The sequence below is a fragment of the Jeongeupia sp. USM3 genome (genome assembly GCF_001808185.1).
Taxonomy (GTDB): Bacteria; Pseudomonadota; Gammaproteobacteria; order Burkholderiales; family Chitinibacteraceae; genus Jeongeupia.
The window spans coordinates 811894-838642 of sequence record NZ_CP017668.1 but is presented as its reverse complement, the minus strand read 5'-3'; the positions used below and the strand labels follow the sequence as shown (position 1 = coordinate 838642).

The 26749-nt window shown below is 65.7% G+C and carries 31 protein-coding genes and 1 other RNA gene; 11 read left to right on the top strand and 21 right to left on the bottom strand.

What is annotated here, in order from left to right; translation table 11 throughout:
* Positions 1 to 7: 7 nt before the first annotated feature.
* The 9 genes from BJP62_RS03830 to BJP62_RS03795 all read right to left on the bottom strand — a co-directional run bounded on the left by BJP62_RS03830 (position 8) and on the right by BJP62_RS03795 (position 6671).
* Positions 8 to 1264 (bottom strand): pilus assembly PilX N-terminal domain-containing protein, encoded by a 1257-nt coding sequence (locus BJP62_RS03830; RefSeq protein WP_070526733.1) that lies wholly within the window; start codon positions 1262 to 1264, stop codon positions 8 to 10.
* The gene (locus tag BJP62_RS03825) at positions 1264 to 1965 is read right to left on the bottom strand and encodes a prepilin-type N-terminal cleavage/methylation domain-containing protein (protein ID WP_070526730.1); all 702 of its coding nucleotides are present in this window, start codon (positions 1963 to 1965) and stop codon (positions 1264 to 1266) included. Before BJP62_RS03825 ends, BJP62_RS03830 begins: the two co-directional genes overlap by 1 nt.
* A complete protein-coding gene (locus BJP62_RS03820; protein WP_070526727.1) occupies positions 1959 to 2513 on the bottom strand; it encodes a Tfp pilus assembly protein FimT/FimU in 555 nt (184 codons plus the stop codon). Before BJP62_RS03820 ends, BJP62_RS03825 begins: the two co-directional genes overlap by 7 nt.
* Positions 2513 to 2971: a type IV pilin protein gene (locus tag BJP62_RS18945; RefSeq protein WP_070526724.1), complete on the bottom strand. Its 459-nt coding sequence runs from the start codon at positions 2969 to 2971 to the stop codon at positions 2513 to 2515. Before BJP62_RS18945 ends, BJP62_RS03820 begins: the two co-directional genes overlap by 1 nt.
* Positions 2972 to 3087: 116 nt before the next feature.
* On the bottom strand, positions 3088 to 4053 hold the full coding sequence (locus BJP62_RS03810) for an L-threonylcarbamoyladenylate synthase (protein ID WP_070532263.1): 966 nt from the start codon (positions 4051 to 4053) through the stop codon (positions 3088 to 3090).
* A 109-nt stretch (positions 4054 to 4162) separates the two neighbouring features.
* A complete protein-coding gene (locus tag BJP62_RS03805; RefSeq protein WP_070526721.1) occupies positions 4163 to 4828 on the bottom strand; it encodes a Crp/Fnr family transcriptional regulator in 666 nt (221 codons plus the stop codon).
* Positions 4829 to 4869: 41 nt separating this feature from the next.
* A complete protein-coding gene (locus tag BJP62_RS18255; protein WP_145927089.1) occupies positions 4870 to 5214 on the bottom strand; it encodes a hypothetical protein in 345 nt (114 codons plus the stop codon).
* Positions 5215 to 5305: 91 nt separating this feature from the next.
* Positions 5306 to 6202, bottom strand: coding sequence for a Tim44 domain-containing protein (locus BJP62_RS03800; protein ID WP_145927088.1), 897 nt, complete (start codon positions 6200 to 6202; stop codon positions 5306 to 5308).
* Positions 6203 to 6314: 112 nt separating this feature from the next.
* Positions 6315 to 6671: a dihydroneopterin aldolase gene (locus BJP62_RS03795; protein WP_070526718.1), complete on the bottom strand. Its 357-nt coding sequence runs from the start codon at positions 6669 to 6671 to the stop codon at positions 6315 to 6317.
* Between the two features lie 79 nt (positions 6672 to 6750).
* Between BJP62_RS03795 and plsY the strand changes: the two genes are divergently transcribed.
* A complete protein-coding gene (plsY, locus tag BJP62_RS03790; RefSeq protein WP_070526716.1) occupies positions 6751 to 7356 on the top strand; it encodes a glycerol-3-phosphate 1-O-acyltransferase PlsY in 606 nt (201 codons plus the stop codon).
* Between the two features lie 42 nt (positions 7357 to 7398).
* Here plsY and smpB read toward each other — a convergent pair whose 3' ends face one another.
* Complete coding sequence (smpB, locus tag BJP62_RS03785) at positions 7399 to 7842, bottom strand: SsrA-binding protein SmpB (protein WP_070526713.1); 444 nt, start codon at positions 7840 to 7842, stop codon at positions 7399 to 7401.
* A 62-nt stretch (positions 7843 to 7904) separates the two neighbouring features.
* Between smpB and BJP62_RS19210 the strand changes: the two genes are divergently transcribed.
* The 6 genes from BJP62_RS19210 to BJP62_RS03755 all read left to right on the top strand — a co-directional run bounded on the left by BJP62_RS19210 (position 7905) and on the right by BJP62_RS03755 (position 11279).
* Positions 7905 to 8909 carry an asparaginase gene (locus BJP62_RS19210; protein WP_070526710.1) on the top strand — a complete coding sequence of 335 codons (1005 nt, stop codon included), beginning with the start codon at positions 7905 to 7907 and terminating at the stop codon, positions 8907 to 8909.
* 13 nt (positions 8910 to 8922) lie between these two features.
* Positions 8923 to 9020, top strand: an RNA gene (gene ffs, locus BJP62_RS03775) — signal recognition particle sRNA small type.
* Positions 9021 to 9301: 281 nt separating this feature from the next.
* Positions 9302 to 9856, top strand: a complete 555-nt coding sequence (locus BJP62_RS03770; protein ID WP_070526707.1) for a septation protein A — start codon at positions 9302 to 9304, stop codon at positions 9854 to 9856.
* A gap of 5 nt (positions 9857 to 9861) precedes the next feature.
* Positions 9862 to 10164: a YciI family protein gene (locus BJP62_RS03765; RefSeq protein WP_070526704.1), complete on the top strand. Its 303-nt coding sequence runs from the start codon at positions 9862 to 9864 to the stop codon at positions 10162 to 10164.
* Positions 10165 to 10171: 7 nt separating this feature from the next.
* Positions 10172 to 10441: a BolA family transcriptional regulator gene (locus BJP62_RS03760; protein WP_070532257.1), complete on the top strand. Its 270-nt coding sequence runs from the start codon at positions 10172 to 10174 to the stop codon at positions 10439 to 10441.
* 64 nt (positions 10442 to 10505) lie between these two features.
* Positions 10506 to 11279 carry a peptidylprolyl isomerase gene (locus tag BJP62_RS03755; RefSeq protein ID WP_083300682.1) on the top strand — a complete coding sequence of 258 codons (774 nt, stop codon included), beginning with the start codon at positions 10506 to 10508 and terminating at the stop codon, positions 11277 to 11279.
* Between the two features lie 47 nt (positions 11280 to 11326).
* On the opposite strand, the gene BJP62_RS03750 is transcribed toward BJP62_RS03755, so the two are convergent.
* The 9 genes from BJP62_RS03750 to radC form a co-directional block, all read right to left on the bottom strand.
* Positions 11327 to 11686: a hypothetical protein gene (locus BJP62_RS03750; RefSeq protein WP_070526698.1), complete on the bottom strand. Its 360-nt coding sequence runs from the start codon at positions 11684 to 11686 to the stop codon at positions 11327 to 11329.
* A 72-nt stretch (positions 11687 to 11758) separates the two neighbouring features.
* Positions 11759 to 12514, bottom strand: a complete 756-nt coding sequence (locus tag BJP62_RS03745; RefSeq protein ID WP_070526696.1) for a YdcF family protein — start codon at positions 12512 to 12514, stop codon at positions 11759 to 11761.
* Between the two features lie 58 nt (positions 12515 to 12572).
* Positions 12573 to 13286, bottom strand: coding sequence for an ABC transporter ATP-binding protein (locus tag BJP62_RS03740; protein WP_070526693.1), 714 nt, complete (start codon positions 13284 to 13286; stop codon positions 12573 to 12575).
* A gap of 11 nt (positions 13287 to 13297) precedes the next feature.
* Positions 13298 to 14068, bottom strand: coding sequence for an ABC transporter ATP-binding protein (locus BJP62_RS03735; RefSeq protein WP_070526690.1), 771 nt, complete (start codon positions 14066 to 14068; stop codon positions 13298 to 13300).
* Entirely contained in the window at positions 14065 to 15159 is a 1095-nt protein-coding gene (locus BJP62_RS03730; protein WP_070526688.1) for an ABC transporter ATP-binding protein, read from the bottom strand. The genes BJP62_RS03735 and BJP62_RS03730 overlap by 4 nt, the downstream gene beginning before the upstream one ends.
* Before the next feature lie 16 nt (positions 15160 to 15175).
* Positions 15176 to 16105 carry a branched-chain amino acid ABC transporter permease gene (locus BJP62_RS03725; RefSeq protein WP_070526685.1) on the bottom strand — a complete coding sequence of 310 codons (930 nt, stop codon included), beginning with the start codon at positions 16103 to 16105 and terminating at the stop codon, positions 15176 to 15178.
* A 315-nt stretch (positions 16106 to 16420) separates the two neighbouring features.
* Complete coding sequence (gene putA, locus BJP62_RS03720) at positions 16421 to 19915, bottom strand: bifunctional proline dehydrogenase/L-glutamate gamma-semialdehyde dehydrogenase PutA (RefSeq protein WP_070526682.1); 3495 nt, start codon at positions 19913 to 19915, stop codon at positions 16421 to 16423.
* A 141-nt stretch (positions 19916 to 20056) separates the two neighbouring features.
* Positions 20057 to 21259 carry a branched-chain amino acid ABC transporter substrate-binding protein gene (locus tag BJP62_RS03715; protein WP_070526680.1) on the bottom strand — a complete coding sequence of 401 codons (1203 nt, stop codon included), beginning with the start codon at positions 21257 to 21259 and terminating at the stop codon, positions 20057 to 20059.
* A gap of 319 nt (positions 21260 to 21578) precedes the next feature.
* Positions 21579 to 22253 carry a DNA repair protein RadC gene (gene radC, locus BJP62_RS03710; RefSeq protein WP_070526677.1) on the bottom strand — a complete coding sequence of 225 codons (675 nt, stop codon included), beginning with the start codon at positions 22251 to 22253 and terminating at the stop codon, positions 21579 to 21581.
* 55 nt (positions 22254 to 22308) lie between these two features.
* On the opposite strand from radC, the gene coaBC reads away from it, so the two are divergent.
* A complete protein-coding gene (coaBC, locus tag BJP62_RS03705; protein WP_070526674.1) occupies positions 22309 to 23502 on the top strand; it encodes a bifunctional phosphopantothenoylcysteine decarboxylase/phosphopantothenate--cysteine ligase CoaBC in 1194 nt (397 codons plus the stop codon).
* Entirely contained in the window at positions 23499 to 23948 is a 450-nt protein-coding gene (gene dut, locus BJP62_RS03700; protein WP_070526672.1) for a dUTP diphosphatase, read from the top strand. Before coaBC ends, dut begins: the two co-directional genes overlap by 4 nt.
* Positions 23949 to 23971: 23 nt before the next feature.
* Here the strand turns inward: dut and BJP62_RS03695 are convergent, their stop codons facing one another.
* Both BJP62_RS03695 and BJP62_RS03690 read right to left on the bottom strand, forming a co-directional pair.
* Positions 23972 to 24742, bottom strand: coding sequence for a CHAD domain-containing protein (locus BJP62_RS03695; RefSeq protein WP_070526669.1), 771 nt, complete (start codon positions 24740 to 24742; stop codon positions 23972 to 23974).
* 2 nt (positions 24743 to 24744) lie between these two features.
* The gene (locus tag BJP62_RS03690) at positions 24745 to 25410 is read right to left on the bottom strand and encodes an HAD family phosphatase (RefSeq protein ID WP_168163782.1); all 666 of its coding nucleotides are present in this window, start codon (positions 25408 to 25410) and stop codon (positions 24745 to 24747) included.
* Between the two features lie 74 nt (positions 25411 to 25484).
* Here BJP62_RS03690 and BJP62_RS03685 point away from each other — a divergent pair, with 74 nt between their 5' ends.
* Both BJP62_RS03685 and BJP62_RS03680 read left to right on the top strand, forming a co-directional pair.
* The gene (locus BJP62_RS03685; protein WP_070526663.1) at positions 25485 to 25883 is read left to right on the top strand and encodes a YchJ family protein; all 399 of its coding nucleotides are present in this window, start codon (positions 25485 to 25487) and stop codon (positions 25881 to 25883) included.
* Positions 25884 to 26066: 183 nt separating this feature from the next.
* Positions 26067 to 26714 (top strand): TetR/AcrR family transcriptional regulator, encoded by a 648-nt coding sequence (locus tag BJP62_RS03680; protein ID WP_070526660.1) that lies wholly within the window; start codon positions 26067 to 26069, stop codon positions 26712 to 26714.
* Positions 26715 to 26749 lie beyond the last annotated feature (35 nt).

The following is a 26749-nucleotide window of genomic DNA, read 5'->3' as shown; positions in this document are numbered from 1 at the left end:
GTGCCCATCAGAAATCGACCCAACTACCGGCCACACCGCTGCCTTGGGTCAGGGGGGCGACCTTGAATTTGTCCGGGTTATAGTAGATGGCCGTACTGCCATAGGCGGCATGCGTCGCGTTGCCGTCGGCGGGGCCGTTGGGGATGAGGCCATCCATGTTGCCATCGAAGGCCGCAGCTCCGTTGACCGTAATCTGGGTGTTCCGGTTTACGTTCTGGGCATACAGGAATCCGGTGACCTGCAATTCGCCGCCATTCTGGGTCAGATTGCCATTGACGATGACGACCAGCGGATTTCCAGTGGAAAGGGTACATCCCGATGTGAGTGTCCAGTTTCCTTCTATCCAGAGCACTGACGTACCAGCGGCAATGGCGGGGCAGCCAGTGGTGGGGGTGACGACCGAAGCATTGGCCTTGACCGCGGCTTTATCGGCGCCAAATATCATCTTGAAGAAGTTGTCGCTGCTGAGGCCGGCAATTTCCGGAACGCTGGTCTGCTGATACCCTGCGGAACCGGTATGAGTCAGTGTTCCGCCGGTGACGACATCACAGTTGGGCGTCGGGGCGCCAGCGTCGGGGGCCACATGGACTGCACCGAATATGTCCATATAGCCCTTGTTGATCAGGGCATTGTTGCCGGTATTGATCATGGCAGGCAGCTTGATTTGCGTCCTGACCTGCGCTTTGGGGCCGTCATTGGCACAGGCCGGCGCGGTGATCGACGGCGTGGCCGTGGCATCGTCGGCGCAGCCTTCGCTGACGATGGAAACCGTTCCGCCATCCAGAAAAGCCTGGGCGCGATAGGCCAGACCCGGATTGACGCCCGCAGACGCGGTCAGCAGCGGAAGTGCGTTGGAAAAATACCTGCCTGCAGCGAATCTGTACCGGTCGCTTGCCGGGGATACGCCGGCAACGTAGTTGGAATAACTGCTTTTGAATATGTATGCCGAGTCAATCGCACCGTTGGCGCATCTCGCTCCGCCGCTGCTGGCGGCCTTCTGCAGTAGCACTGTGTTCCCGTCATTGCCCGGAACGTTGTCCGTGAGCAATGCAACATCAGCCTGGAGCCGTGCTGCCAGTTCGTTTGCACCGGCCTCTGCCGCCTCAAATGCCTTGAGGTGCTGATAGTGATTGGCCGAGCTTTTCTGAAAGACGAAGGCATTCTTGTTGGCATACAGCGCCGCAGTGGTGGCAATGAATACCAGAATCAGCGTTACGGCTAAGGTCGCCAGTCCAGCCTGCCTGTGCATGCGGTAATCGGCCATTATTGCGGCACCGGAAGGTTTCGGAGTTGCACGGTTTCGGTCAGCGTTCGCGACTCAGGGCCGTTTCCCGCCTGGCCGGTCAGCGTCACCGTTACGCTTTGCACCAGATTCACAGCGCTTGCGCTGGGGGTGATCGTACTGGGCACGATGGTAAATCTGGTGATCTTGAGCCGTTCCGGATCATTGAGTGCTTCCCATCCATTTCCGTCGCAGTCGCTGACACCGATATCGGGGGCGGCAGTCAGCAGAAAAAGCCGGTTGCTCCGTGACGGTGTGCCGGTGTCGGTCTGAACGAAGTGGAACCCTGTGACTTCGCCAGCCACCACTACGCCGGCACCGGTCGGCGCGGCGCCACCAAGCGGGATGACGGCGCGGTCATAACGGAAGACTGCGCACGTATAGTCATTGCTACCGCCCGTGGCTGGCGCATCGAACCAGATCTTGCGGAACTGTCTGCTTGTATCACTCGGATCGTCGGTGCTCAGCGCGTTGTAGCCGGCGCGACGCAATTCTCGGGTGACGATGGTCATCACCGACTGCAGCTCCTGCTGCAGCACAATGCTGCGAAGCCCATCCCTGCTGCCGGACAGGCTGTTCAGGCCGATGGCGGCCGCAGCACCGAGCAGTAGCAGCCCGATTGCCATCGCAATCATAAGCTCGATTAATGACAAGCCCGACTGTCGGCGCATTCGGATCAGCATGCCGGATACCCGCCAAAGCCGGGTTTGCCCTCAGGTATGCAAAGGCGGGTCAAGCCGGTGATGGTCATTTCGGCACGGAGCTGATAACGGCCGATCTCATAGGTCAATCCCCGTGCTGTGCTCGTACCGTCCGGAAATGCAGGCAGTAAGCGAATCGGGTCGAGAACGGTGTTGTTGAACTGTGTGCTCAACTCTGCGAGCTGCACACTCGGCACCTCTGCCGCGGCCATGGTGCGCAAGTCGCAAGGCGTATCGGCATCGCAAATCCCGTCGGCATCGGCCGCGGGAGCGGGAAGGGCGGCACGGATGCGCCAGTCGCTGGCGCTGGTTCGCGTCATCAGCAGGGTGACATCGACGTTGCGCTTCAGCGCTTCCGATTTGGCGTAGGCAATCAGTGATAGCGTGTTGTTGCCGACGGATTCAAGTCGCTTTCTGTTCAACAAATCGGTAAAGGAAGGTATGCCGATTGCCAGCAGAATACCTAATACGGCCACGGTCGCCATCAATTCGATCAGCGTAAATCCGCGTTGTATGTGCAAGGTGACCATCACCTGCTCCAGCAGGCTGCCGGCGTAGTGCTGGTATTGCCGTTCTGAATCTTGTAGTACATCGTCGCACAGGTGGTATCGGCCGACTGCCGTCCCTGTGCGACGGCTTTGATGCAGTAGGCGGTGCTTCTGTTGCCATCGGTGGCAAGGTCGCCGCTGCAACTCGCGTCATTATTAGCGTGAACCGACATCGTGTAATGGCCGTTCTCGCTGGCCAGCGTCAGCGTGCCGGCCGTCGCACTCAAGTTCAGTGTGGAGAAATCCTTGCTGTAGGCCGGATTATTGGCGCGCCACTTCTCTTCCTGCTGGCCGATCTTGAGTGCCATTGCATGCCCGTCGCTACGCCGGCTCTTGCGCACGTAATCCTGATAACTGGGCAGGGCGATGGCCGCGAGGATGCCGATGATCGCGATCGTGATCATCAGTTCGATCAGGGTGAACCCCTGGATTCTTTTCATGTCTTCCTCCCGTCCCTTCTTGGGGGGACGAAGACATGATAAAGATCCCTGTCAATACAGGGCAATGATTACTTGTAAGCTGCCGGCCGGCGTCGGCGAATCACCGACAGTCGGCGTCAATCCAGCCGCGTGGTTGCTGCGCGCTTGAGCCGGTCGTTGACCGCCAGCCACTCGGGCGACTGCGGTGGCGCTTCCATCAGCAGTACGTCGTGCTGGCGGTCATGGCGGCGCAGCAGCGCGTAGAGTTCGCGGGCGAAGTGCGCGGCATCCGGGGCGAGTTGCTGGTGCGCGATACCTGAGGTAGGTGTGCCGATGGCGCTCCGGTGCAGCAGCAGTACGCGTTCGCCGGCGGCGAGGCGCCGGGCGGCTTCGTCGAGCAGGCTGGGCAGTGGGCCGAGGATCAGCGGGGTCCGCGGGGCGTAATGCGAGTCGAGCAGGCCGGAGGCACGGATTTTCGCCGTCTTGTTGCTCTGGTGGTGCTCGAGCTTGCGGCCAAGCACCGCTTCGATCGCCTCGCGGGGGACGCCACCGGGGCGCAGCAGCTTGGGGGTGTCGTCGACGAGGCTGACGATGGTCGACTCGACGCCGACCGGGCTGGCGCCGCCGTCGAGCACCAGCGGGCAGGCATCGCCGAATTCGTCGCGCACGTGCTGCGCGGTGGTCGGGCTGACGTGGCCGAAGCGGTTGGCCGACGGCGCGGCGAGGCCGCCGCCGAACTGTTCGAGCAGCGCGTGCGCCAGCGGGTGCGCCGGTGCGCGCAGGCCGACGGTATCCTGGCCGCCGGTGACGGCGTCGGGCACGTGGGGCTGGCGTTTGAGGATCAGCGTCAGCGGTCCCGGCCAGAACGCGTCGGCGAGGCGGCGTGCGTCGGCGGGGATGTTGGTCGCCCAGTCGTCGAGCTGCGCCGTACCTGCAATATGAACGATCAGCGGGTGGTCGCTCGGCCGGCCCTTGAGGGCAAAAATCTTCGCGACGGCCGCCGGATTGGCTGCGTCGGCGGCAAGGCCGTAGACCGTTTCGGTCGGGATGGCGACAAGCTCGCCCTCGCGCAGCAGCGCAACGGCGTGGTCCAGTTCGGTCATGGCGACGACGGGTAGCAAAAGGCCGATTATACCCGGCGGGCGTTTGCCGGCGATCGGCATGAAAAAAGCCGGCGCGCGGCCGGCTTCCTGCTTGCCCGCTCGGGGGGGGTCAGAAGCGCTCTGGCAGCTTCTGCAGGATGATGATGCGCTTGTTCTCGAGCCGCACGTAGCCGCCGAACACCAGCTCCTTGAGGATGCGCGCGATCATTTCCCGCGACGAGCCGACGCGGTCGGCGATCGCCTGCTGGGTCAGCGGTTCGGAGATCATCGTGACGTCGTCGATTTCGACGATCATGGTCTCGAACAGCGCGCGCACGCGGCCGTAGACGTCGAGCAGCGCGAGGTTCTTCATCGTCGTCGACAGCTGGCGGATCATCCGCGCGAGGTTGAGGATCAGCTTGTCCTTCAGCTGCGGGTAGGTGTCGATCGCGGTGCGGAAGTCCTGCTTGGTGAACATCAGGAAGGTCGAGTCTTCCTCGGTCTGGGTCGACCACGAGCGCGGCTCTTCGTCGAGCATCGAGATCTCGCCGAACACGTCGCCGGGTTCGCCGATGGTGAAGACGAACTCCTTGCCCTGGTTGTCGCTGGTGAACGAACGGGTCCGCCCTTCGACCAGCACGTACATCGCTTCGCCCGGATCACCTTCGCGGAACAGGAAGGTGCCCTTGGGGAGCTGGCGTTTGACCGCGGCGTTGAAGACGATGTCGAGGTCGGAGTCGGAGAAGTCTTCGAAAATCGGCAACTGGGCCAGAAAAGTTTTCAGCGAGTGTTCCATAAGGTAGATGTCCTTGAAGCCCTATTCTGTTGGATGGCTTTTTAATTGTTGGTATTGGCTGCACTGGCGCCGTTGTGTGGCACCGATGCGACGCCGCTGGCGTGTTCTGCCGGCGGCTGATCGGTTGAATCCGTCGGGGCGGGGACGGTATCCATTTTCTTGGCGAGCATGTACTCGTTCATTTCCTTCCAGCCCGCATAAATGTCGGCCTTGGCGACTCTTGGATTGCGAAGGTAGCAATCTTCCAGTGCCCGCCCGCTGTGCCGGCATGCCGCGCCGATCGCCTTGCCGTTGTCCTGCTGTTTATTCAAAAGGCCCGTGACTTGGTCACAGGCCGTTAATGGCAGCAGCAATAACAGTAGGGCGAGTCGCGATGAAATTGGCATTGTCAACGGGTATCGGGGTGATTGATCCTGATTGTAAGCGAAATCGACCGATTTCGCGTTGACATATGCCAATTACGTCGTATGCCGGGACTCAGTTCACCTGCTGAATGCCTGCAAGCACCCAGCGCGGATCGTTCGGCTTGAGTTTGACGAAGTGCCAGACTTCGGCAAACGGTACGGCCGGCGCGCCGAGCGATTCGCTGACCTTGCCGGAGAAGCGTGCGCTGGCAACCAGCTGGCCGTTGTCATCGCCGGTGTCGATCAACTCGACCTGCAGCTCCGGGAACTCGGCCAGATCCTGGTTGCTGCCGATCTCGGCCTGCAGCGTGTCGAACATCTGCGGCGTCAGGTAGTTGCGCAGCTCCTCAAGTTGCTCTGGGCTGTTCAGCGCCTGCATGTGCAGGAAGCTGGCACGGGCCTGGCGCAGGAAGGCGGCGCTTTCGGTGCCGTCGGGCAGGCGGGTGATGGCCTGCACCGGTGCCGTTGCACCCATGCCTTCACCGATGCGGAAAACGCGATCCGTCGGTGCCGGCTGCTGGGCTTTCCAGTTGGCTGCGCCACCTGCGGCGGCCGGTACCGGGCCGTAACTGGGGGCGGCGCGGTTGCGGCGACGCATGTACATCACGCCGGCGGCGGTGAGACCGCCAAGCAACAGGATCCAGCCCCAGGGGAAGCCGCCGCTTTCCGACTCGGCCGAGCCGGATGCGTTGAGCGCCTTGCCGAGCATGTAGCCGCCGGCGGCGCCAACGGCTGCACCGGCCAGCGCGGTACCGACGCCGCTGCGGGCAGGTTGCTGGGCCGGCGTCTGCGCGGGGGCAGGCGCAGCTTGTTGCATGGGCGCCTGCGGCGCCTGTTTGGGTGCGGTACTCCGCTGCATGCCGGTGGAACGGCTGCCGCCCAGGCGCTTGGCCTCGGCGAGCGGGCTTGCGAACAGCGAAATCGTCAGAAGGCCCAGCAGCAGGTGCTGGTGCATCGGCCGGGTTGTCATATACCGGTATCCCTTTGTGGTCGTGGGTTTGTGAACTATTGCCACTCTTAGTGGGGATGATACCGGACAAGTTCAATACGGCATGACAGTTTCGGCAAAAAGCTGATGCGTTTTAGCTGCGGTGGCCGCGCTCGATCGTCACGCCGACGCGGGCGACGTCCTTCAGGATGCCGGGCTTGGTGACCGACACCCGGACCCAGGGCGCGCCGAAGCGGCCGAGCAGCAGGTGGGCGATATGTTCGGCCAGTGCCTCGAGCAGCTGGAAGTGCTGGCTGGCGAGCTCGCTGCGCAGGGTCTGGGTGACGAGGTCATAGTCGATCGTGTCGACCAGGTCGTCGGAGACGCTGGCACGGGCGGACGGCAGGCCGATGTCCAGATCGAGCAGGACGTCCTGCGGTGCGTGACGCTCCCAGTCGTACCAGCCGATCAGCGTTTGGGCGCGAACGCCGTGAAGAAAGATGATGTCCATATCGTGTGGTGTGCGGCGTTTGGCGCGCGCGCCCCGCAATGCCTTACAATGCCAAGCCCGCGATTGTAGTGGATTGCCCATGTCCTCGCTAATGCTTGTCCTTGCTGCCTATCTGATCGGTTCGCTGTCGTTTGCCGTGATCGTTTCCCGCCTGATGGGGCTGGCCGATCCGCGCAGCTACGGTTCGGGCAATCCAGGGGCGACCAATGTGCTGCGCAGCGGCAACAGGAAGGCCGCTGCACTGACGCTGGCCGGCGATGCGCTCAAGGGCTGGCTGGCAGTCTGGCTGGCGCAGCGTGCCGCGCCGGTGCTGGGGCTTGGCGATACGGCGATCGCACTGGCGGCGGTGGCCGTCGCGCTCGGCCACATGTGGCCGGTGTTCTTCCGTTTCCAGGGCGGAAAGGGCGTTGCGACTGCGGCGGGCATCCTGCTGGCGCTGGATTGGCGCGTCGGTCTGGTCGTGCTGGCGGTATGGCTGGTCGTCGCCAAGGGCTTCAAGATTTCATCGCTGGCAGCCTTGCTTGCCGCACTGATCGCGCCGCTGCTGGCGTGGTGGTGGATGCCGGAGCCGGCGTACTGGTATTCGGTCGGTTTCATTGCCGTGCTGCTGATCGCACGGCATCACCAGAACATCCGCGGCCTGCTGTCCGGCAAGGAAAGCCGCATCGGCGACAAGGCGCGCTGATGCAAACGGCCCGCAGAGCGGGCCGTCCGGTTTCAACTTGGTTTACTTGGCGCGCAGCAGCCGCTGCTTCTCGCGCAGCCATTCGCGCTCTTTCTCGGTTTCGCGTTTGTCGTGCTGCTTCTTGCCCTTGGCGAGACCGATCTCGAGCTTGATCCGCCCGCGGGTGAAGTGCATGTTCAGCGCGGCGACGGTATAGCCGGCGCGCTCGACCTTGACCGACAGCTTCTCGATCTCGCTGGCCTTGAGCAGCAGTTTGCGGATGCGGGTCGGGTCCGGCAGGACGTGGGTCGACGCGGTCGACAGCGGCGAGATGTGCGCGCCGAGCAGCCAGAAGTCGCCCTTGATATAGCTGACGTAGGATTCCTTCAGCTGCACCCGGCCAGCCCGGACCGACTTGACTTCCCAGCCCTCGAGCACGAGTCCGGCTTCGTAGCGTTCTTCAATGAAGTAGTCGTGAAACGCCTTGCGGTTGTCGACGATGGTCATGGCTGCAGATCGAAAGCAAAACGCAATTTTAACCACAGCACCCGCTTCGGGACGAGGTCAACATGCCTATCTTGGTCATTTACGCTGGCGGCACCATCGGCATGCGGCCCGGCCCGGGCGGTCTGGCGCCGGAGGCCGGCGCGCTGGCAGGGCCGCTGCAGGCGCTGGCGACCGATGCGAAGCTCGTCGAATACGAGCCGCTGCTCGACTCCAGTGCGATGGGCCCGGCGCACTGGAACCGGATCGCCGCCGACATTGCTGCACACCGGGACGCGTTCGACGGATTCCTGGTCCTGCACGGCACCGATACGCTGGCGTGGACCGCGTCGGCGCTGGCCTTGCAACTGCGAGGGCTCGGCAAGCCGGTGGTGCTGACCGGGGCGATGCGGCCGTGGTTCGAGCCGGGCAGCGACGCGCCGGACAATGTCGCCGCGGCGCTGGCGCTGCTTCGCGCGGATTCGCCGTTCGCCGAGGTCGGCGTCGTCATGGCGGGCCGATTGTGGCGCGGCTGCCGGGTGCGCAAGCTCGATTGCGATCATGACGATGCTTTTGCCGCACCGAACGAGGCGCCGCTGGGCGCGTGGTCGGACGGGCGCTGGGCGCTCGATGCAGCGCGCCTGCAGGTGCCCGGTGCGATGGCGGCGGTGATGCCGTTCGACCCGACGGCCCGGGTGCTGCACGTGCAACTGGCGCCGGGCTGCACGCCGGCCTGGCTGGCGAGTGCGCTCGAACGCGATCCGCCCGACGCACTGCTGCTGCAGAGCTTCGGCAGCGGCAACCTGCCCGACGACGCCGGGCTGCGCCGGGTGCTGGCCGGGCTGGCGGCAAGGATACCGGTCGTCAATCTGACGCTTTGCCCCAGGGGGCGCACCCGCCCCGGGCTGTATGCGGCGTCGGCCGACGGCGGGCTGATCGACGGCGGCATGATGACGCCCGAGGCTGCGTTGGCCAAGCTGCACGCGGTGCTGCTGCTGCCGGGTCTGGCAGAACAAGGGCGCGCCTTCGTCACCGGCTGGGTCGGCGAGTGCGGCGAGGCGGATTCCCTCGCGGTCGGCGGCGTGGTATAGTCGCTCTCTCTATGGCGGGTCTCCCCGCATGGCTAGAAGGTGAACCTGGTCAGGTCCGGAAGGAAGCAGCCACAGCTTTTGATGCCAGTGCCGGGGGTCGGGCTCGCCACCTCATGCCGAAAACCGGATCGCCGACGCGATCCGGTTTTTTCATTTCGGGGCGCCGAATGCAAACTTGACCGCGATCAAGGCGCCTGCCGTACCGGTGGCGCACTATTGGTTTCGCAAGCTGATGCTTCGTGTATCTCCAGTGGTATTTGAGCGCCGCCTTCCCGCGGCGCTTTTTTTTCGCCCGACGGCAGGAAGTTCCCGGCCCGGCGGGGTAGATTTTGGCTTGTTTTTGCCGAAGTCGCCGCTGCATAATGCCGCATTCTGCAGCCAGTGGCATGCCAATGAAGTTCTTCTTCGACCTGTTCCCGATCCTGCTGTTCTTCGGCACCTACTCGATCACCCACGATCTGTTCACCGCGACCGCGGTCGCCATCGTGACGACCGGCGCGCAGGTAGTCTATTCATGGTTCCGCTGGCGCAAGGTCGAGCCGACACTGTGGCTGAGCTTCGGTCTGGTCGCGATACTCGGCGGCGCAACGCTGCTGCTGCATGACAAAACCTTCATTTTCTGGAAACCGACGGCCCTCTACTGGGTGTTCGCCATCGTGCTGCTCGGCGCCAGGTGGCTGCGCGGGCAGAACCTGATGCAGAAGCTGATGGGCCAGCAGTTGCAGCTGCCGCAACCGGTGTGGGACAGGGTCAACCTGGCCTGGGCGGCGTTCTTTACCGCGATGGGCGTGCTGAACCTGGCCGTGGCCTTCCACTTCAGCGAAGACATCTGGGTCAAGTTCAAGCTCTTCGGCACGCTGGGCCTGACGCTGCTGTTCGTGCTCGGACAGGGGCTGGTACTGAGCCGCTACCTCGACGAGGCGGCGCCGGAACAGGGCAAGGAGTAATCCCGATGGCACTGTACGCAATCATCGCGACCGACAAGGCCGACAGCCTGGCCGACCGGCTGGCGGCACGGCCGGCGCATCTGGCACGGCTCGAAGCGCTGAAGAACGACGGCCGGCTCGTGCTGGCCGGGCCGTTTCCGGCGATCGACGTCGCCGATCCGGGGCCGGCAGGGTTCTCCGGCAGCCTGATCGTCGCCGAATTCGAATCGCTGGCCGCGGCGCAAGACTGGGCCGACGCCGACCCGTACCGGGCGGCCGGCGTCTATGTGTCGGTCGTCGTCAAGCCGTTCAAGTACGTGTTACCCTGACGTGCTGATGACCGCCACACTTGCAGACGAGATTCGCGCCCGGCTTGCCGTACTGGCACCCGAGGCGATCGACATTCACGACGACAGCGCCGCGCACGCCGGCCACGCCGGTGCCGCCGCGGGCGGCGGCCATTTCGATGTCCTGATCGTCTCCGAACAGTTTACCGGCCTCAATTCGCTCGCGCGCCACCGCAAGGTGTACGCGCTGCTCGGCGATCTGATGCCGCACCGTATCCACGCGCTCAGCCTCAAGGCGCTGACGCCGGATGAGCTTTGAAATAAAAGCAATTAAGCATCATCACCAACTTCACCATCACGAACCATCACAAAGGATGTTTTCGATGCGCCAACCCAAACTGATTGCACTGTCGCTCGGCCTGGCCGTGAGTGTCGCCTTCGCCGGCAATGTGGCCACTGTCAATGGCGTGGCCATTCCCGACAGCCGCATGGACTTCTTCGTCAAGCAGGTGACCGAGCGCGGCCAGAAGGACTCGCCGGAACTGCGCGCCAAGATCAAGGAAGACCTGGTCCGCAACGAAGCGATGTACCAGGAAGCGCAGAAGAAGGGCTATGACAAGAACGCGGACGTGCAGACCCGTATCGACATGGCCCGTCAGCAGATTCTCGTTGGCGCGCTGGTGAGCGACTACGTCAAGGCCAACCCGATTTCCGACGCCGAACTCAAGAAAGAGTACGACAAGATCAAGGCCAACTTCAGCGGCAAGGAGTTCCACGCTCGCCACATCCTGGTGAAGGATCAGGCGCAGGCGACCGCGATCATCGCCCAGCTGAAGAAGGGCGCGAACTTCGCCGAGCTGGCGAAGAAGAACTCGCTCGACAAGGGCAGCGCGGAGAAGGGCGGCGATCTGGGCTGGGCGAACCCGAACAGCTTCGTGCCGGAATTCTCGGGCGCGATGACCAAGCTCTCCAAGGGCCAGATCACCCAGGCCCCGGTGAAGACCCAGTTCGGCTTCCACATCATCAAGCTCGACGACACCCGCGATGCCAAGGGCCCGAGCTTCGAGGAAGTGAAGCCGGAACTGCAGCGCGAGATGCAGGGCCAGAAGGTCCAGAAGTATGTCGAGGACCTCGTCTCGAAGGCCAAGGTGCAATAAGCCTCGCCAGCAGCAGAAAACCCCGCTTTGGCGGGGTTTTTTTTTCGTCAGTGCCTGGCGATTTCGCTGCGCCAGCGTTCGCCGATGTACGGGTCGGCCAGCTGGATGTCGCTGATGTCGCCAAGCCCGGCCTGGCTGGCTGCGGCGCGGATTGCCGCCATGCAGTCCTGAGTCGCGGACGCGTCCGGCTTGCTGCCGAACAGCTTGTCGCCGCAATCGCCGATCACGGTCATGAATACGTCGGGCGGCACGTTCAGCAGCGGGTTGGCGTGACGGGCTTCCGTCGTATTAGCCGGCTGGGCGGCCGGTGCTTCGGCGACCGGGCTGGCGACTTTCGGCGCGACCGGCGCGGGTTCGCAGCCGGTCAGCAGGGCCAGTGCCGCGAGCACCGACAGGGGCTTGATCATTGTTGTCTCCTCTCCTCATCCCTGTGGCTTCAGGGCTGGGCAGATTGTATGCCCGTTCGAGGCGCTCGCCGTTCAGCCGCGCCCGATGCTGTACCAAACCAGCCCCACGAGCTCGCGCAGCGCGACGCTGCTGGCGTAGAGCGCACGATCCTTGGGCAGCAGCGACAGCGGGCCGAATGGCTCTCGGTTGGCATAGTCGGTGCCGGCCGGCGTGACGGCGAAGCCGGCGGCGGCGAAGGCCGGCGCAGCGCGCGGCAAATGCCAGGCCTGGCTGACCAGCACGATGCGCCGGTGCTGCGGCAGCAGCATCCGCGCGCTCAGCCGGGCGTTGTCGAGCGTGTCGTCCGACGCGGATTCGACCCAGCGGACCGGGACGCCGAACTCGTCGTTCAGCACCCGGGCCATCAGCATTGCTTCGGGGACGCCGCCCACCGGTGCACCGCCGGAAACCAGCAGCGGCAGCCCGCTCTGTCTGGCCAGGCGCGCGCAGTAGCGGAGCCGGACCAGCGTGGCATTGTTGACCGCCTCGCCGCCCGGTTCGTCATACGCGCCGAAGCGCTTGCCGCCGCCGAGGCAGACGATGGCGTCGGCCTGCTTCAGTGCCGCAGGGGCCAGCGGCGCCGGCTCGAGCGCGCGCATCAGCGCATTGGCGACGAGCGGCGTCGACAAGGCATAGATCAGCAGCACGCCGGTGCCGATCAGTCCGCGCCCCAGCCACGGCCGGCGGCGCAGCCAGCAGGCGCCGGCGACGATCAGGACCAGCCCGTTCGTGGGCGGCAGCAGCAGCGCGGACAGTACGGCTTTGGCGACAAAGGCGGCGGTAGACATGGTCGGCTCAAGAAAAAGGGCCGCATCGCGCGGCCCGTGGTGGCAAGGCAGAGCGAGTTTACTCGCCCAGATACGCTTGCTGGATCTTCTCGTTGGCAAGCAGGTTGGCCGCGCTGTCGGCGAGCGTGATCCGGCCCGATTCCATCACGTAGCCGCGGTCGGCGGTCTGCAGTGCCAGCTTGGCGTTCTGCTCGACCAGCAGCATCGTCACGCCCTCGGCGGCGATCATCCGGATGATCTCGAAGATCTTCTGCACGATGATCGGCGCCAGCCCCATCGACGGTTCGTCGAGCAGCAGCAGCTTGGGCCGGCTCATCATCGCCCGGCCGATCGCCACCATCTGCTGCTCGCCGCCCGAGAGCGTGCCGGCCAGCTGGGCGCGGCGTTCCTTCAGGCGCGGGAACAGGCCGAAGACGCGGTCGATGTCGCTGGCGATCTCGGCCTTGTCGTTGCGCACGTAGGCGCCCATCTGCAGGTTTTCCTCGACCGTGAGCCGGCCGAAGATGCCGCGGCCTTCGGGCACCAGCACCAGCCCGCGGCCGACGTAGTCGTACGGCGCGAGTTTGGCGGTCGGCTTGCCGTCGAAGCGGATCTCGCCGGAAGCCGGCCTGACCATGCCGACCAGCGTCTTCAGCGTGGTGCTCTTGCCGGCGCCGTTGGCGCCGATCAGCGCGACGAGCTCGCCCTTGTTGATGTTGAGGTCGATGCCCTTGACGGCGTGGATGCCGCCATAAGCGACCTTGAGGTCCTTGATGTCGAGAAGCGGGTTCATGGCTGTTTCTCTTATTCCGGGGCGACGCCGAGGTAGGCCTCGATCACGCGCGGGTCGTTCTTCACTTGTTCGGGGATGCCTTCGGCGATCTTCTTGCCGTAGTCGAGCACGGCGATCCGGTCGCACAGGCCCATCATCAGCTTCACGTCGTGCTCGATCAGCAGGATGGTGACGCCATCGCCGCGGATCTTCTCCATCAGCGCCTTGAGCTGGTCGGTCTCCTTGGGGTTCATCCCGGCGGCCGGCTCGTCGAGCGCCAGCAGCGTCGGCTTCGTTGCCAGCGCACGGGCGATCTCGAGCCGGCGCTGGTCGCCGTAGCTGAGGTTGCGGGCCAACTCGTCATGCCGCTTGCCGATGCCGACGTAGTCGAGCAGCTCCTGCGCCTTTTGCGCAATTGCCGCTTCCTCGGCACGCGCCTTCGGGCCGCGGAACACCGCACCGAACACGCCGGCGGCGGTGCGGACGTGCTGGCCGACCATGACGTTCTCGAGCGCGGTCATGTTGGCGAACAGCCGGATGTTCTGGAAGGTCCGGGCGATGCCCGATTCGACCACGACGTACGGCTTCTGGCGGAACAGGTTGCGGCCGGCGAAGGTGAAGCTGCCTTCGTCGGGCTGGTAGAGCCCGGTGAGCACGTTGAACAGCGTGGTCTTGCCGGCGCCGTTGGGGCCGATCAGCCCGTAGATTTCGCCGGGGTTGATCGACAGCGCGACGTCGTTCAGCGCATGCAGCCCGCCGAAACGCTTGTGGATGCCTTCGATTTTCAGCAGCGGCTCGCTCATGCCTTGGCCTCCTCGTCATGCTCGTGGAACTCGCGGGCGCGGCGCTTGGACGGCCACAGCCCTTCGGGGCGCAGCAGCATGATGATGATCATCGCCAGGCCGAAGATCAGCATGCGCAGGTTTTCCGGGTCGAAGACGCGCTTGCCGAACACCGCCGACTGCAGCGGGTTGATCACGTCGCGCAGCACTTCCGGCGTGATCGACACCAGAATCGCGCCGAGGATCACGCCCGGAATGTGGCCCATGCCGCCGAGCACGACCATGCACAGCACCATGATCGACTCCATCAGCACGAACGACTCGGGCGAAACGAAGCCCTGGAAGCTCGCGAACAGCGCGCCCGATACGCCGCCGAAGCTCGCACCCATGGCGAAGGCCAGCAGCTTGACGTTGCGGGTATTGATGCCCATCGCGTTGGCGGCGATTTCGTCCTCGCGGATCGCCACCCAGGCGCGGCCGATGCGCGAGCGCTGCAGGCGCAGGGTGACGAAGATGATCAGGCAGCAGAACGCCAGGATCAGGTAGTAGTAGAGATGGACGGTTTCGAAGCGCAGCCCCAGCCATTCGATCGGCCGACCGAGGTCGTAGCCGGCGATGTTGACCTTGGCGATGTGGTTGATGCCTTGCGGTCCGTTGGTGATGTTGACCGGGCGATCGAGGTTGTTCAGGAAGATGCGGATGATCTCGCCGAATCCGAGCGTCACGATCGCCAGATAGTCGCCGCGCAATTTCAGCGTCGGCGTACCGAGCAACACGCCGAACACGCCGGCGACGCAGGCGGCGATCAGCAGCATGACCAGCAGCGGCGGGTTCATCAGCCAGGCCGGCAGTACTTCCGCCAGATGCGGCGAGTTGAGCAGCGCGAACGAATAGGCGCCGACTGCGTAGAAGGCGATGTAGCCGAGGTCGAGCAGGCCGGCGAAGCCGACGACGATGTTGAGCCCGAGCGCGAGCATGATGTAGAGCAGCGCGAAGTCGACCGCGCGCAGCCACGACTTGCCGTTCTCGAAGCCGCCGGTCACCGCCCACGGCAGCACCGCCAGCACCACGGCGAGCGCGGCGTAGACAATGATCTGGGTTTTGGAATTCATCGTGTTCTCCCTGTACTCAAGCGCGTTCTGCGACGCGTTCGCCCAAGAGGCCGGACGGACGGAACACCAGCACCGCGATCAGCACGACGAAGGCGAAGATGTCCTTGTAGTGGCTGCCGAGGAAGCCGCCGGTCAGATCGCCGAGGTAGCCCGAACCCAGGCTCTCGATGATGCCGAGCAGGAGGCCGCCAACGACCGCGCCGCCGAGGTTGCCGATGCCGCCGAGCACCGCCGCGGTAAACGCCTTCAGGCCGATCATGAAGCCCATGTAGGCGTGGGCCTGATCGTAGTTGGCGGCGACCATCACGCCGGCGACGGCGCCGAGCGACGAGCCGATGATGAAGGTCATCGAGATCACCGTATTGATGTTGACGCCCATCAGCCCGGCGACGTCCGGATTCTGCGCGGTCGCCCGCATCGCCCGGCCCAGCTTGGTGCGCTCGATCAGCCAGAACAGCCCGGCCATCAGCACCAGCGACAGGACGACGATGACGATCTGCAGGTCGGTGATTGCCGCGCCGAAGAAGTCGTGCACCGTCGTCGGCAGGATCTGCGGGAAGGGGCGGTAGTTGCGGCCCCAGATCAGCATCGCCGCCTGTTGCAGCACGATCGACACGCCGATCGCGGTGATCAGCGGCGCCAGCCGCGGTGCGCGGCGCAGCGGCCGGTAGGCGACCCGCTCGATCGTGAAGCCGAGCAGCATCGATACCGGAATCGCCATCAAAAGGCCGGCGAGCAGCAGCAGCGGCCCGGGCAGGTCGACGCCGGCGCCGACGAGCATGTTGATGCAGGTGATCGTGACCATAGCGCCGATCATGACGATTTCGCCGTGGGCGAAATTGATCAGCTGCATGATGCCGTACACCATGGTGTAGCCCAGTGCGATCAGCGCATAAATGCTGCCGACGACAAGGCCGTTGATGAGTTGTTGCAGGAAAATGTCCACCGTAGTGTCCTCGATGTGTGCAAGTTGCAGCCTGGGCGGGCAGCGGATCTGGCGATCCTGGCCCCGGCCGTATCCGGTGGGACGCGGCTGTCACCGGGCCTGGGCGGTTTGTGACCGGACAGGCCGAGCGGTGCAGTTCTACGTGATTATTACCGTAGCAGTTGGTGGTGGAAACTTACATGGGCGCGTCAAGCCGTCAATACCTGCGGCTTTCCCTTACTTGCACAATCTCCCGCAAGTACGCTGGCATCGCGCTTCGGCGTGCGCTGACGGACCCGTCAGTCGCGTGCTCCGGCGTCGATTCAAACGATGGTTTCATTCTGCGGCCGCGAGCAAATCCGCGTTGCCGCCGGTCGCCGTGGTATTCACCGAAACTGCCTGCTCGCTGACAAGCCGGTAGAGCGGGTAGCGCCCGCTTGCCGTTGGCATGACGACGTCGACGATGGCACCGCTGCGTTCGGCCAGGTGCTGCTTGAATGCGACAGTTGGCTGCGCGGCGCACAGGCAGGCGGCGATCGGCAGTGCGAGGGGATCGGCCACCAGACGGCAGCGTTCGCCGAGCGCCGCCCGCCAGGCGAGCAGCTCGGCCGATTCGGCCAGGACCGCGGTGTTGCCGGTCAGTACGACCGCAACCAGCTGTTGCCGCCGGGCCGCAACGGTGCGTGCGTGGCAGGCGATGAGCCCGCGTGGCCGGTAGCCCAGCGTGTTGCGCTCGCCGGTCGGCCCGGGCAGTGCGCGGGTCCGGCCTACGGGGCTGCGCGCGGCGCAGTCGTCGATCAGGGCGATCAGCGCGGCGGCCTCGTCGGCGGCACAGCCGCGCGCCAGTTCGCGCAGCCGCTCTGCCAGCACGAGCGTACCGGCGTCGATGACGCCGGTACGGCAGGGGTCACCGCCCTGGGTGAGCCGCCACGTCAGCCATGGTCCGCCCGCCTTGGGCCCGGTGCCGCTTCGCCGCTGGCCGCCGAACGGCTGCGAGCCGACGACTGCGCCGATCTGGTGACGGTTGACGTAGACATTGCCGGCCTGCACCTGCCCGAGCACCGTGTCGACAAAGCCCGGGCTGCGGCTGTGGACGGCCAGCGTCAGACCGGCGTCGAGCGCGTCGAGGTTGCCCAGCAGCGCCGGCAGCGCTGCCGGACCGTACTGGAGTACCGCGAGTACCGGGCCGAAGATCTCGCCGGGCAAGGCATCGGGACGGTCGATCTCGATCAGCGTCGGCGCTGCGAAGGCGGTGGAGGCCACTTGTTCGAGCCGGCCGGTCTGGTATGCAGGGTAGCCGGCGCGGTGCAGTGCGGCGGTGGCGGCATGGACATGCCCGGTGGCGGCGGCCGAAATCAGCGGGCCCAGGTCGGTGGCAAGCGTGGCGGGGTCGCCAAGCCGCAGCTCGGCCATCGCCGCCCGCAGCCTGGCGAGCAGCGCAGGGCCGGTGGCTTCGGGCAGACAGAGCAGCCGCAGCGCCGAACGGCGTTGCCCGGCACTGTTGAACGCGCCGGCCAGCACGTCGCGAATCAGCTGCTCGGGCTGGGCCGAGGTATCGGCGATCAGCGCGTTGATGCCGCCGGTTTCGGCAACCAGGGGCCGCAGTGTTTCGTGTCTGGCCAGATTGCGATGGATGGCGCGGGCGGTCTCGAGCGAGCCGGTGAACAGCACGCCGGCGACGCGCGGGTCGGCGGCGAGAAGTGCACCGACCCGGCCGTTCCCGGGCAGCAGCTGCAGCACGTCCCGGTCCAGCCCGGCCGCATGGCAGAGGTCGACGACGAAGGCCGCGATCAGCGGCGTCTCTTCGGCCGGTTTGGCGATCACCGGGTTGCCGGCGACGAGTGCGGCGGCGATCTGGCCGACGAAGATCGCCAGCGGGAAGTGCCACGGGCTGATGGCGGCAACGGGCCCCAGCGGCACCGGCGCATGGCCGGCCCAGTCGTGGCGGGCGGTGGCGGCATAGTAGCGGCACAGGTCGACCGCCTCGCGCCATTCGCCGAGTGCGTCGGGCAGCGTCTTGCCGGCTTCGGCCACCAGACGCTGGAGCAGCGGGTCGCGCTGCGCGGTCAGGCACCCGGCGATCCGGTCGAGCCAGTCGGCGCGTTCGGCGACCGGGGTCTGCGCCCAGACCGGCGCGATGGCGAGCGCCCGGCGCAGCGCCAGATCGACATCGGCTTCGCCGGCGTCGACCGCGTGGCCGAGCACGGTGTCCGGCCGGGCAGGGTTGAAGATCGGCCGGCCGCTGCGGGTCGCGCTCGGGGCCTGATGGGTTGGCGCCGCGGTGAACGTATCGTCGACGGGCGCGGCCAGCCGCGTTTGCAGCGACTGCACCGCGTCGCGGTCGGCCCAGCAGACGCCCGGCGCATGCGCCAGGCCGTCGACCCGCGCCGTGGGCGGCGGCAGCGCCGGGCCGGGATGGGCGAGCGCATCGGCCAGCGGGTCGCTGGTTGCCGGGGCCGGCTCGTCGCCGGCCAGCAACTGGTGGACGAAGGCAGTGTTGGCACCGTTCTCGAGCATGCGGCGAACGAGGTAGGGCAGCAGCAGTGCATGTTCGCCGACCGGGGCATAGACCCGGCAACGATGGTGCAGGCCGTGACCGGGCAGCAGCGTGTAGAACGCCTCGCCCATGCCGTACAGGCACTGGTATTCGAAATCCCGGCCGTCGGCGATTGCGTGGATCGCCAGCGCGGTGTAGGCGTTGTGGGTGGCAAATTGCGGCCAGACCGTCTCGGCGGCTTCGAACAGCCGGCGCGCGCAGGCCAGATAGCAGACGTCGGTGTGCGACTTGCGGGTGAACACCGGGTAATCGGGCCAGCCCTCGACCTGGGCCTGCTTGATTTCGCCGTCCCAGTAGGCGCCCTTGACCAGGCGGACGGCGATCCGGCGATCATAGGCCCGTGCGCGCTCGACCAGCCAGTCCACCTGTGCCAGTGCGCGCTTCTGGTAGGCCTGCACGGCAATACCCAGGCCGTCCCAGTCCGCCAGCACCGGTGTGGCGAGCAAGCGCTCGAACAGCGACAGCGTCAGCGCCATGCGATCGCTTTCCTCGGCGTCGATCGTGATCGGGATGTCGAGCTGGCGGGCCAGTTGCGTCAGACCCAGCAGGCGCGGCCACAACTCCTCGTGGACATGCCCGGCCTGGCGCGGCTCGTAGCGGGGGTGCAGCGCCGACAGCTTGATCGAGATGCCGGCGCCGTGGGCGCTGGCGCCGACGGCCAGCAGGGCCTGCCGGTAGGCGGCTTCGTAGCGCTCGGCGTCGGCCTGCGTCTGTGCGGCTTCGCCAAGCATGTCGAACGAGTAGTCGAACCCGGCGCGCCGCCGTGCCAGCGCGGTGTCGATGTCTTCGGCGATCACGACGTGCCGGCCGAGCTCGCGCAGCGCCGCACGCAGTCCGAAGCGGACCAGCGGCTCGGTCGTATCGCTTTCGCTCCAGTGCCGGGCGTGCCCGAGCGTCCAGCGCGCCAGCCTGAGCCAGGCCGATTGTGACTGGATCGGCCGCCGCCAGTCCGCATCATGGAGCAGCTCGGCGATCAGCCGGTCGGCCGTTGCCGTATCGGGAATGCGCGGCAGCGCTTCGGCCAGCGTCAGCAGCACCCGGCCGGCGTCGCTGTCGAGCGGAAACCCCGCGAGCAGTGCGTCGATCCCGCCGCCGCTGCGCCGCTGCACCCGCAGCTGTTCGGTGATCAGCGGTGCATAGCGCTGCAGCAGCGTGTCTTCGTCGGTAGACAGCCTTGCCAGCGGCAGCAGACGCCGGACCAGCTGGGTTTCATCGGCGAAATGCAGCCGGGCAAGGGCCTCCGACGGTGTCATTGCTGAATCGAATGGCGGCATGGCGGTCTCGATGAATGCTGCTACCACCTTAGTCAGTCTGCCCGCGTTGCGCGTCGCCGGCCGGCCGCGACGTCAACAGGTGTTGCGTCGCCGCCAATAAAAAAGCGGCGTCCGCGGACGCCGCCTTGTCGGGGGAGGCGCTTACTTGGCCGCGCCGCCCGCTACTTCCAGTACTTCCCACTTGCCGCTCTTCACCTGGTAGATGGTGATCGGGCCGTTCTTCAGGTCGCCCTTGTCGTCGAACGACACGTTGCCGGTGACGCCCTGATATTCGATCTTCGACAATTCCGGCAGGTACTTGGCCGGTTCGGTCGAGCCGGCTTTCTTCATCGCCTCGACCAGCACCTTGACCGAGTCGTAGCAGTACGGCGCATACAGCTGGACTTCGGTGCCGAACTTGGCCTTGAACTTGTCGAGGAAGGCCTGGCCACCCGGCATCTGTTCCTTCGGCATGCCCGGGCTCGACGAGATCATGCCGTCCGAGTCGCTGCCCGAGAGCTTGATGAACTCCGGCGTTTGCGTGCCGTCGCCGCCCATCACCTTGGCGCTGATGCCGAGCTTCTTGGCCTGCTTCTTCATCGGTGCGGCCTGCGCGTCCATGCCGCCGTAGAAGATCAGGTCCGGCTTGGCGCCCTTGATGCTGGTCAGGATCGCGTTGAAGTCGGTTTCCTGGTTGGTGGTGAACTCGCGCTTCACCACCTCGGCGCCCGAGGCCTTGGCGGCCTTCTCGAACTCGTCGGCCAGACCCTGGCCGTAGGCGGTGCGGTCGTCGACGATCGCGACCTTCTTGGCGCCGAGCTTGGTGACGGCGTATTCGCCGAGCACCTTGCCCTGCTGCGCATCGTTGGCCATCACGCGGAACGTGGTCTTGAAGCCCTGCGCGGTGTAGGCGACGGCGGTGGCCGACGGCGACACCTGCGGGAGGCCGGCATCCGAGTAGATCTTCGACGCCGGAATCGTCGTGCCCGAATTCAGGTGGCCGACGACGCCGACGACCTTCTGGTCGACGAAGCGCTGGGCGACGGTGGTCGCGGTCTTCGGGTCGGCCTGGTCATCCTCGGAGACCAGTTCGAACTTGATCTTCTTGCCGCCGATCTCGGCGCCGCCGGCTTCGTTGATTTCGTCGATCGCCATCTTCACGCCGTACTCGTTGTCCTTGCCGAGGTGGGCGATGTTGCCGGTCAGCGGTGCGGCATGCCCGAGCTTGACCGTGTCGCCGCCATCCGACGGCGCGACGGCGGCGGCCGATGCCGGTTCGCTCTCGGCCTGCTGAGTCGGCTGCTTGCCGCAGGCGGTGATCGACAGCACGGCGGCGGCGATCAGGCTGTAACGTGCGATGCTCATGTTCTCTTCCCCAGGTTTGTTGTGCGTCGAGGTATGCACGGTCACAGTTGCCGGGCAAACCGAACGTAGCAGTGCTTGACGATGCTGGAAATCATCATGGGTAGGCGCCGGAAACGCTGTCAAATCCGGGTTTTCCCGGATGAAGCAAATGCAACAGCAAACCGGCACCGCAAGTGATGACCGGATTTGCGGCTTTGTCCATTAAAGCAAGCGTTTAGCGCCGACAGGCGGCTATGGTGTTCAGGGGGCCGTGGCGCAGCGGGTGTTGGATCGGTGCATCGCGTTGCTCAGGCGGCGCCGGCACGCATGTCCATGACATTCACATCCAGCCGTGCTCGGCGAACGACTCGACCCGGTGACCGGCGACGAGGAAATGATCGAGCAGTCTCACGTCGATCAGGGCCAGTGTTTGTGCAAGTTGCCGGGTCAGCAGCCGGTCGGCCTCGGACGCGTCGGCGCGCCCGGACGGATGATTGTGCGCGACGATCACCGCCGCAGCATTGAGTGCCAGCGCGCGGCGAGCCAGCTCGCGCGGGTAGACGCGCGTTTCGGACAGGCTGCCGCGCGCCATTTCCTCGCAGCCGATCACCCGATGGCCGGTATCGAGGAACAGGGCGACGAACACCTCGACGTCGCGGTTGCGCAGCAGCAGGCCGAGATAGCGCCTGACCGCCTCGGGCGAATCGAGCGCGCTCGAGCCCCGGATTTCCTCGTTCAGCGTGCGCCGGGCCATTTCGAGCACGGCCTGCAGTTGCGCGTACTTGGCGTCCCCCATGCCGGGGACCGCCGAAAAGGCCGGGCGCGGTGCGGCGAAGAGCGCGGCGAGCGAGCCGAAGTGCTTGAGCAGGTCGCGCGCCAGATCGACTGCACTTTTTCCCGGCAGGCCGACGCGCAGGAAGATCGCCAGCAGTTCGGCCTCGGACAGCGCTTCGGCGCCGTGGGCGAGCAATTTTTCCCGTGGTCTTTCGGCGCTGGGCCAGTCGGTGATCGGCATGCTTCTCGGGTAAACTCGTTCCGATGAGAAACCTCGTTATAAGCAGGGGCCCGCAATGAAGCAAAAACGCATCGTGCTCGGCGTCTCGGGCGGAATCGCCGCCTACAAGGCGGCCGAGCTGACGCGGCTGATGGTCAAGGCCGGCTGGCTGGTCGACGTGGTCCTGACCGACGCCGGTGCGCGTTTCGTCACGCCGGTGACCTTCCAGGCGCTGTCCGGCCGGCCCGTGTATCAGCAGATGTGGGCGCCCGAAATCAGCAACGGCATGGCGCACATCCAGCTGACCCGCGGTGCCGATGCGCTGGTGCTGGCGCCGGCGACTGCCGACCTGATCGCCAAGACTGCACACGGCTTTGCCGACGACCTGCTGTCGACGCTGATCGCCGCGCGCGACTGCCCGCTGTTCGTCGTGCCGGCGATGAACCGGCAGATGTGGGAGAACCCGCCGAACCAGCGCAACGTGCTGCAGCTGCAGGGCGACGGCGTGGCGGTCCTCGGCCCGGCTGCCGGCGAACAGGCCTGCGGCGAGGTGGGCCTGGGGCGGATGATCGAGCCCGAGGAAATCATGTTGCGGCTTGAGGCGGCATTCCAGCCCAAGCCGCTCGCCGGCAAGAAAGTGCTGCTGACCGCCGGGCCGACGTTCGAGCGGATCGACGCGGTGCGCGGCATCACCAATACCAGCTCGGGCAAGATGGGCTTTGCGCTGGCGCGCGCCGCGCGAGAGGCCGGTGCCGAGGTGGTGCTGGTTGCCGGCGAGACGGCCCTGCCGACGCCGCTCGACGCGCGGCGCATCGACGTGAAGTCGGCGCAGGAAATGCTGGTTGCGGTCGAGGCCGAGGTTGATGCGGCCGACATCTTCATTTCGGTCGCCGCGGTCGCCGATTACTATGTGCTGAACCAGAGCGAGCACAAGATCAAGAAGGACGCGCACATCCTGACGCTGGAGCTTGCGCCCAATCCGGACATCCTCGCCAAGATCGCCTGCCGCGAGCGGGCACCGTTCTGCGTCGGCTTCGCTGCAGAATCGGAGAACCTGCTCGAATATGCCGAAGCCAAACGCCGGCGCAAGCACCTGCCGCTGCTGGCCGCGAATCTGGTTCAGCAGGCGATGGGGGCCGATGACAACGAGGTTATCCTGCTCGACGACGCCGGCGAACACCGGCTGCCGCGCGGCCCCAAGCTCGACGTCGCGCGGCGCATGATCGACCACATTGCCAAACTTTGCGCCCAACAAGGAAAAGCCGCATGACCCAGCTCGACGTCAAGATCCTCGACGACCGCCTCAAGGACAACCTGCCCGCGTACGCGACGCCGGGCGCCGCCGGGCTCGACCTGCGCGCCTGCCTGACCGCACCGCTCGAGCTGGCGCCGGGGGCGACCGCGCTGGTGCCGACCGGCATCGCGATCCACCTCGAGAACGCCGGTCTGGCCGCGATGATCCTGCCGCGCTCGGGGCTCGGCCACAAGCACGGCATCGTGCTCGGCAACCTCGTCGGGCTGATCGACTCGGACTATCAGGGGCAGATTTTCGTGTCGGTGTGGAACCGTGGCAGCCATGCGTTCACCGTGCAGCCGATGGAGCGGATCGCCCAGCTCGTCGTCGTTCCGGTGGTGCAGGTGGCGTTCAACATCGTCGACGACTTTGCCGAGAGTGAACGCGGCGACGGCGGTTTCGGCAGTACCGGCAAGCATTGAAAAAACGGCCCGACGGGCCGTTTTTACTTGCCGAGCGCGCGCAGCAGGCGCCAGACCGCAGCGTCGGCGCTGATCATCGCCTGCTGCCTTGCGGCTTGCCAGGCGTCGCGCAGCTCGGGCGTGAACGACGCGCCGTAACGCAGCCACAACACGTCGAGATCGTGCATCCGGCCCAGCGCTTCCTGTGCCGGTTTGCAATGGCTGCCGAAATCCCGCCAGCGCCGGCCCAGCCACAGCGCCTGGCCCTCATGCAGGTAGCGCGCCTTCTTGACCCGCAGCCGGGCCGCGTGCCATTCGATGGCAGGGTGGCTCGGGGTGAGGGCGGCAAGGCTGGCCTGAAGCTTGCGCCGGGCCTTGCGGGTGCGCCGGCGGCCGGCATCGGCGACGGTGCTGCGCGTGAAGGCGGTCACCGCGTTGCGAACGCGCCGGTGCAGCCCGTCGACGCCGGTGCGGTGCAGCGCCAGCGTTTCGGCCAGCGAGTGCGTGGCCGGCGAGGCCGGGAGCCGCATCAGCAGCGCGGGGCCGCCGGGCAGCGTCGCGAGCAGTTCGCGCATGACTTCGTCGTCGCGCAGCGCATTGGTGTCATGGGCGAGTGCGCCGAGTTCGCTGCGGATCTGGTCGACCGCGACATTGCCTGCGAATGGTGCGAGCCTGGCGCGCAGTCCGCGGATGGCGACGCGCAGCGTGTGCAGCGCCTCGGGATCGTCGCTGCCGGTGTTGAGTGCGTGATAGGCACGCTCGAGGGCGAGCGCGTCGCGCAGTAGCCGGCCTTGCCATTGCCGCAGCTTGCCCATGATCAGGCCGTCTGCATCCGCACCCAGCCGAGCGCGTCGTACAGGGAGTCGAAGACCGGGATGCCCAGGCTCTGCGTATGGGCGTCGGGCTGGCGCAGGTCGGGCACCATGACGACGCGGCAGCCGGCCGAGTGGGCGGCCTTGACGCCGAAGTTCGAATCCTCGAAGGCGAAGCACTCGCGTGCGTCGACGCCGAGTTCGGCGGCGGCGGCCAGGTAGATGTCCGGCGCCGGTTTCGGATGGACGATCTCGTCGCCGCAGCGGCTGGCGGCGAGATAGTGCCAGAGGCCGACGGCCTTGAGATGGTGTTCGGCGATGCTGCGGCGCGTCGAGGTCGCCACCGCGATCGGCACGCCGCGCTCGCGGAACCAGCCGAACAGTTCGAGGACGCCGGGCTTGAGCGGAATCGGGTCCTTGGTCAGCTTCAGGTAGTGACGGTGTGTCGTGGTACGGACATCGTCGACCGGGAAGTCCGCACCGAGTTCGCCGGTGAGGTAGGCATCGACCTTGCTCGAATGCATGCCGACCATGCCGAGCACGACCGATTCGGCGATCGCCACGCCGAGCTCGTCGGCTGCGTGCTGCCAGGCCCGGCAAGCGATACGCTCGGTATCGAGCAGCAGGCCGTCCATGTCGAAGATTGCACCGCGGGCGGGGAAGGGCTGCATCGCAGATAATCCGTCTTCCATAAAACAACAGTTTAACCGATGCGGCCATGCGGCTGCAGCGAACGGGGAAATCCATGTCCAAACGCAAACTGGCTACCGCGTGCCCCTGTGGCAGCGGGGTCGACTACGACGACTGCTGCGGCCGGTATCACGCCGGCCGGGCCGCGCCCGATGCCGAGGCACTGATGCGCTCGCGCTACAGCGCCTATGTGCTCGGCCTCGAGCCTTATCTATTGTCGACGTGGGCGCCGGAAACGCGACCGGCATCGTTGGGGCTGGCCGACGAGGCGCCGGTCAAGTGGCTGCGGCTGGCGGTGGCCGGCCACTGGCCGGCCGGCGACACCGCCGAGGTTGCGTTTACCGCGTACTACAAAGTTGGCGGCAGGGCGGAGCGGTTGACCGAACGCAGCCGCTTCCGCCGTGATCCGCAGTCCGGCTGGCTGTATGTCGACGGCGCTGTCGAGACCGGCTGAAACCGGCCGTTGAAGCGCCGGAAACCGCCGTCCGTTCGGGGTGGTTGTGCATTTGTGGTGCCGATGCATCAAAATTAAAACGATCGTTTGCTTCAGTGCTTGACGCAGGTCAAGGCGAGGCGTACTTTTCAAACATGTGTTTGAAATTGTGATCGGTCGATTACAAAACACAAGGAGCTCAAGATGGCTGAATCGGCCAAAGCACTCGAAACCTCGACGCGCATCCTCGATGCGGCGGAGAAGCTGTTCGTCGAACACGGCTTCCACGCAACGTCTATGCGACTGATCACGCAGGCCGCCGGTGTCAACATCGCCGCGGTCAACTACTACTTCGGTTCGAAGGACGGTCTGTTCAAGGCCGTGTTCGAGCGCCGTGCCGAGCCGTTCTCGCAACTGATGCTCTCGCATCTGGACGAGGCCGAACGCGCCAGCCCGGCACCGGGCGCGCTGCAGATCGTCCACGCCTTCATCAATGCCGCGCTGCAGATGGGCAACGAGCCCGACCTGGGCGGCCAGCTCTTCGTGAAGCTCCTGGCGCGCACCTTCGTCGAGCCGCACCCGGCGCTGAAGGAAAGCATGCCGCGCCGCTACGGCGAGGTCTCGCGCCGCTACATCGCCGCGCTGGGCAAGGCGATGCCGCACCTGTCCGAGCTCGAGCTGCACTGGCGTTTCCATTTCCTGTCGAGCGCGCTGTTCAACGCGTTCGCCGGCAACAACGTGCTGCGTCTGTTCATGGCGCAACCCATCGTCAACGCGCGCGATCCGGAAATGATCGCGCGCATGCTGCTGCCGTTCGTCGTCGCCGGGCTCAATGCCCCGGCCGCCGGCTGACGTCCGCTTTTCCCCTCAAGAGGAGAGAGTTCATC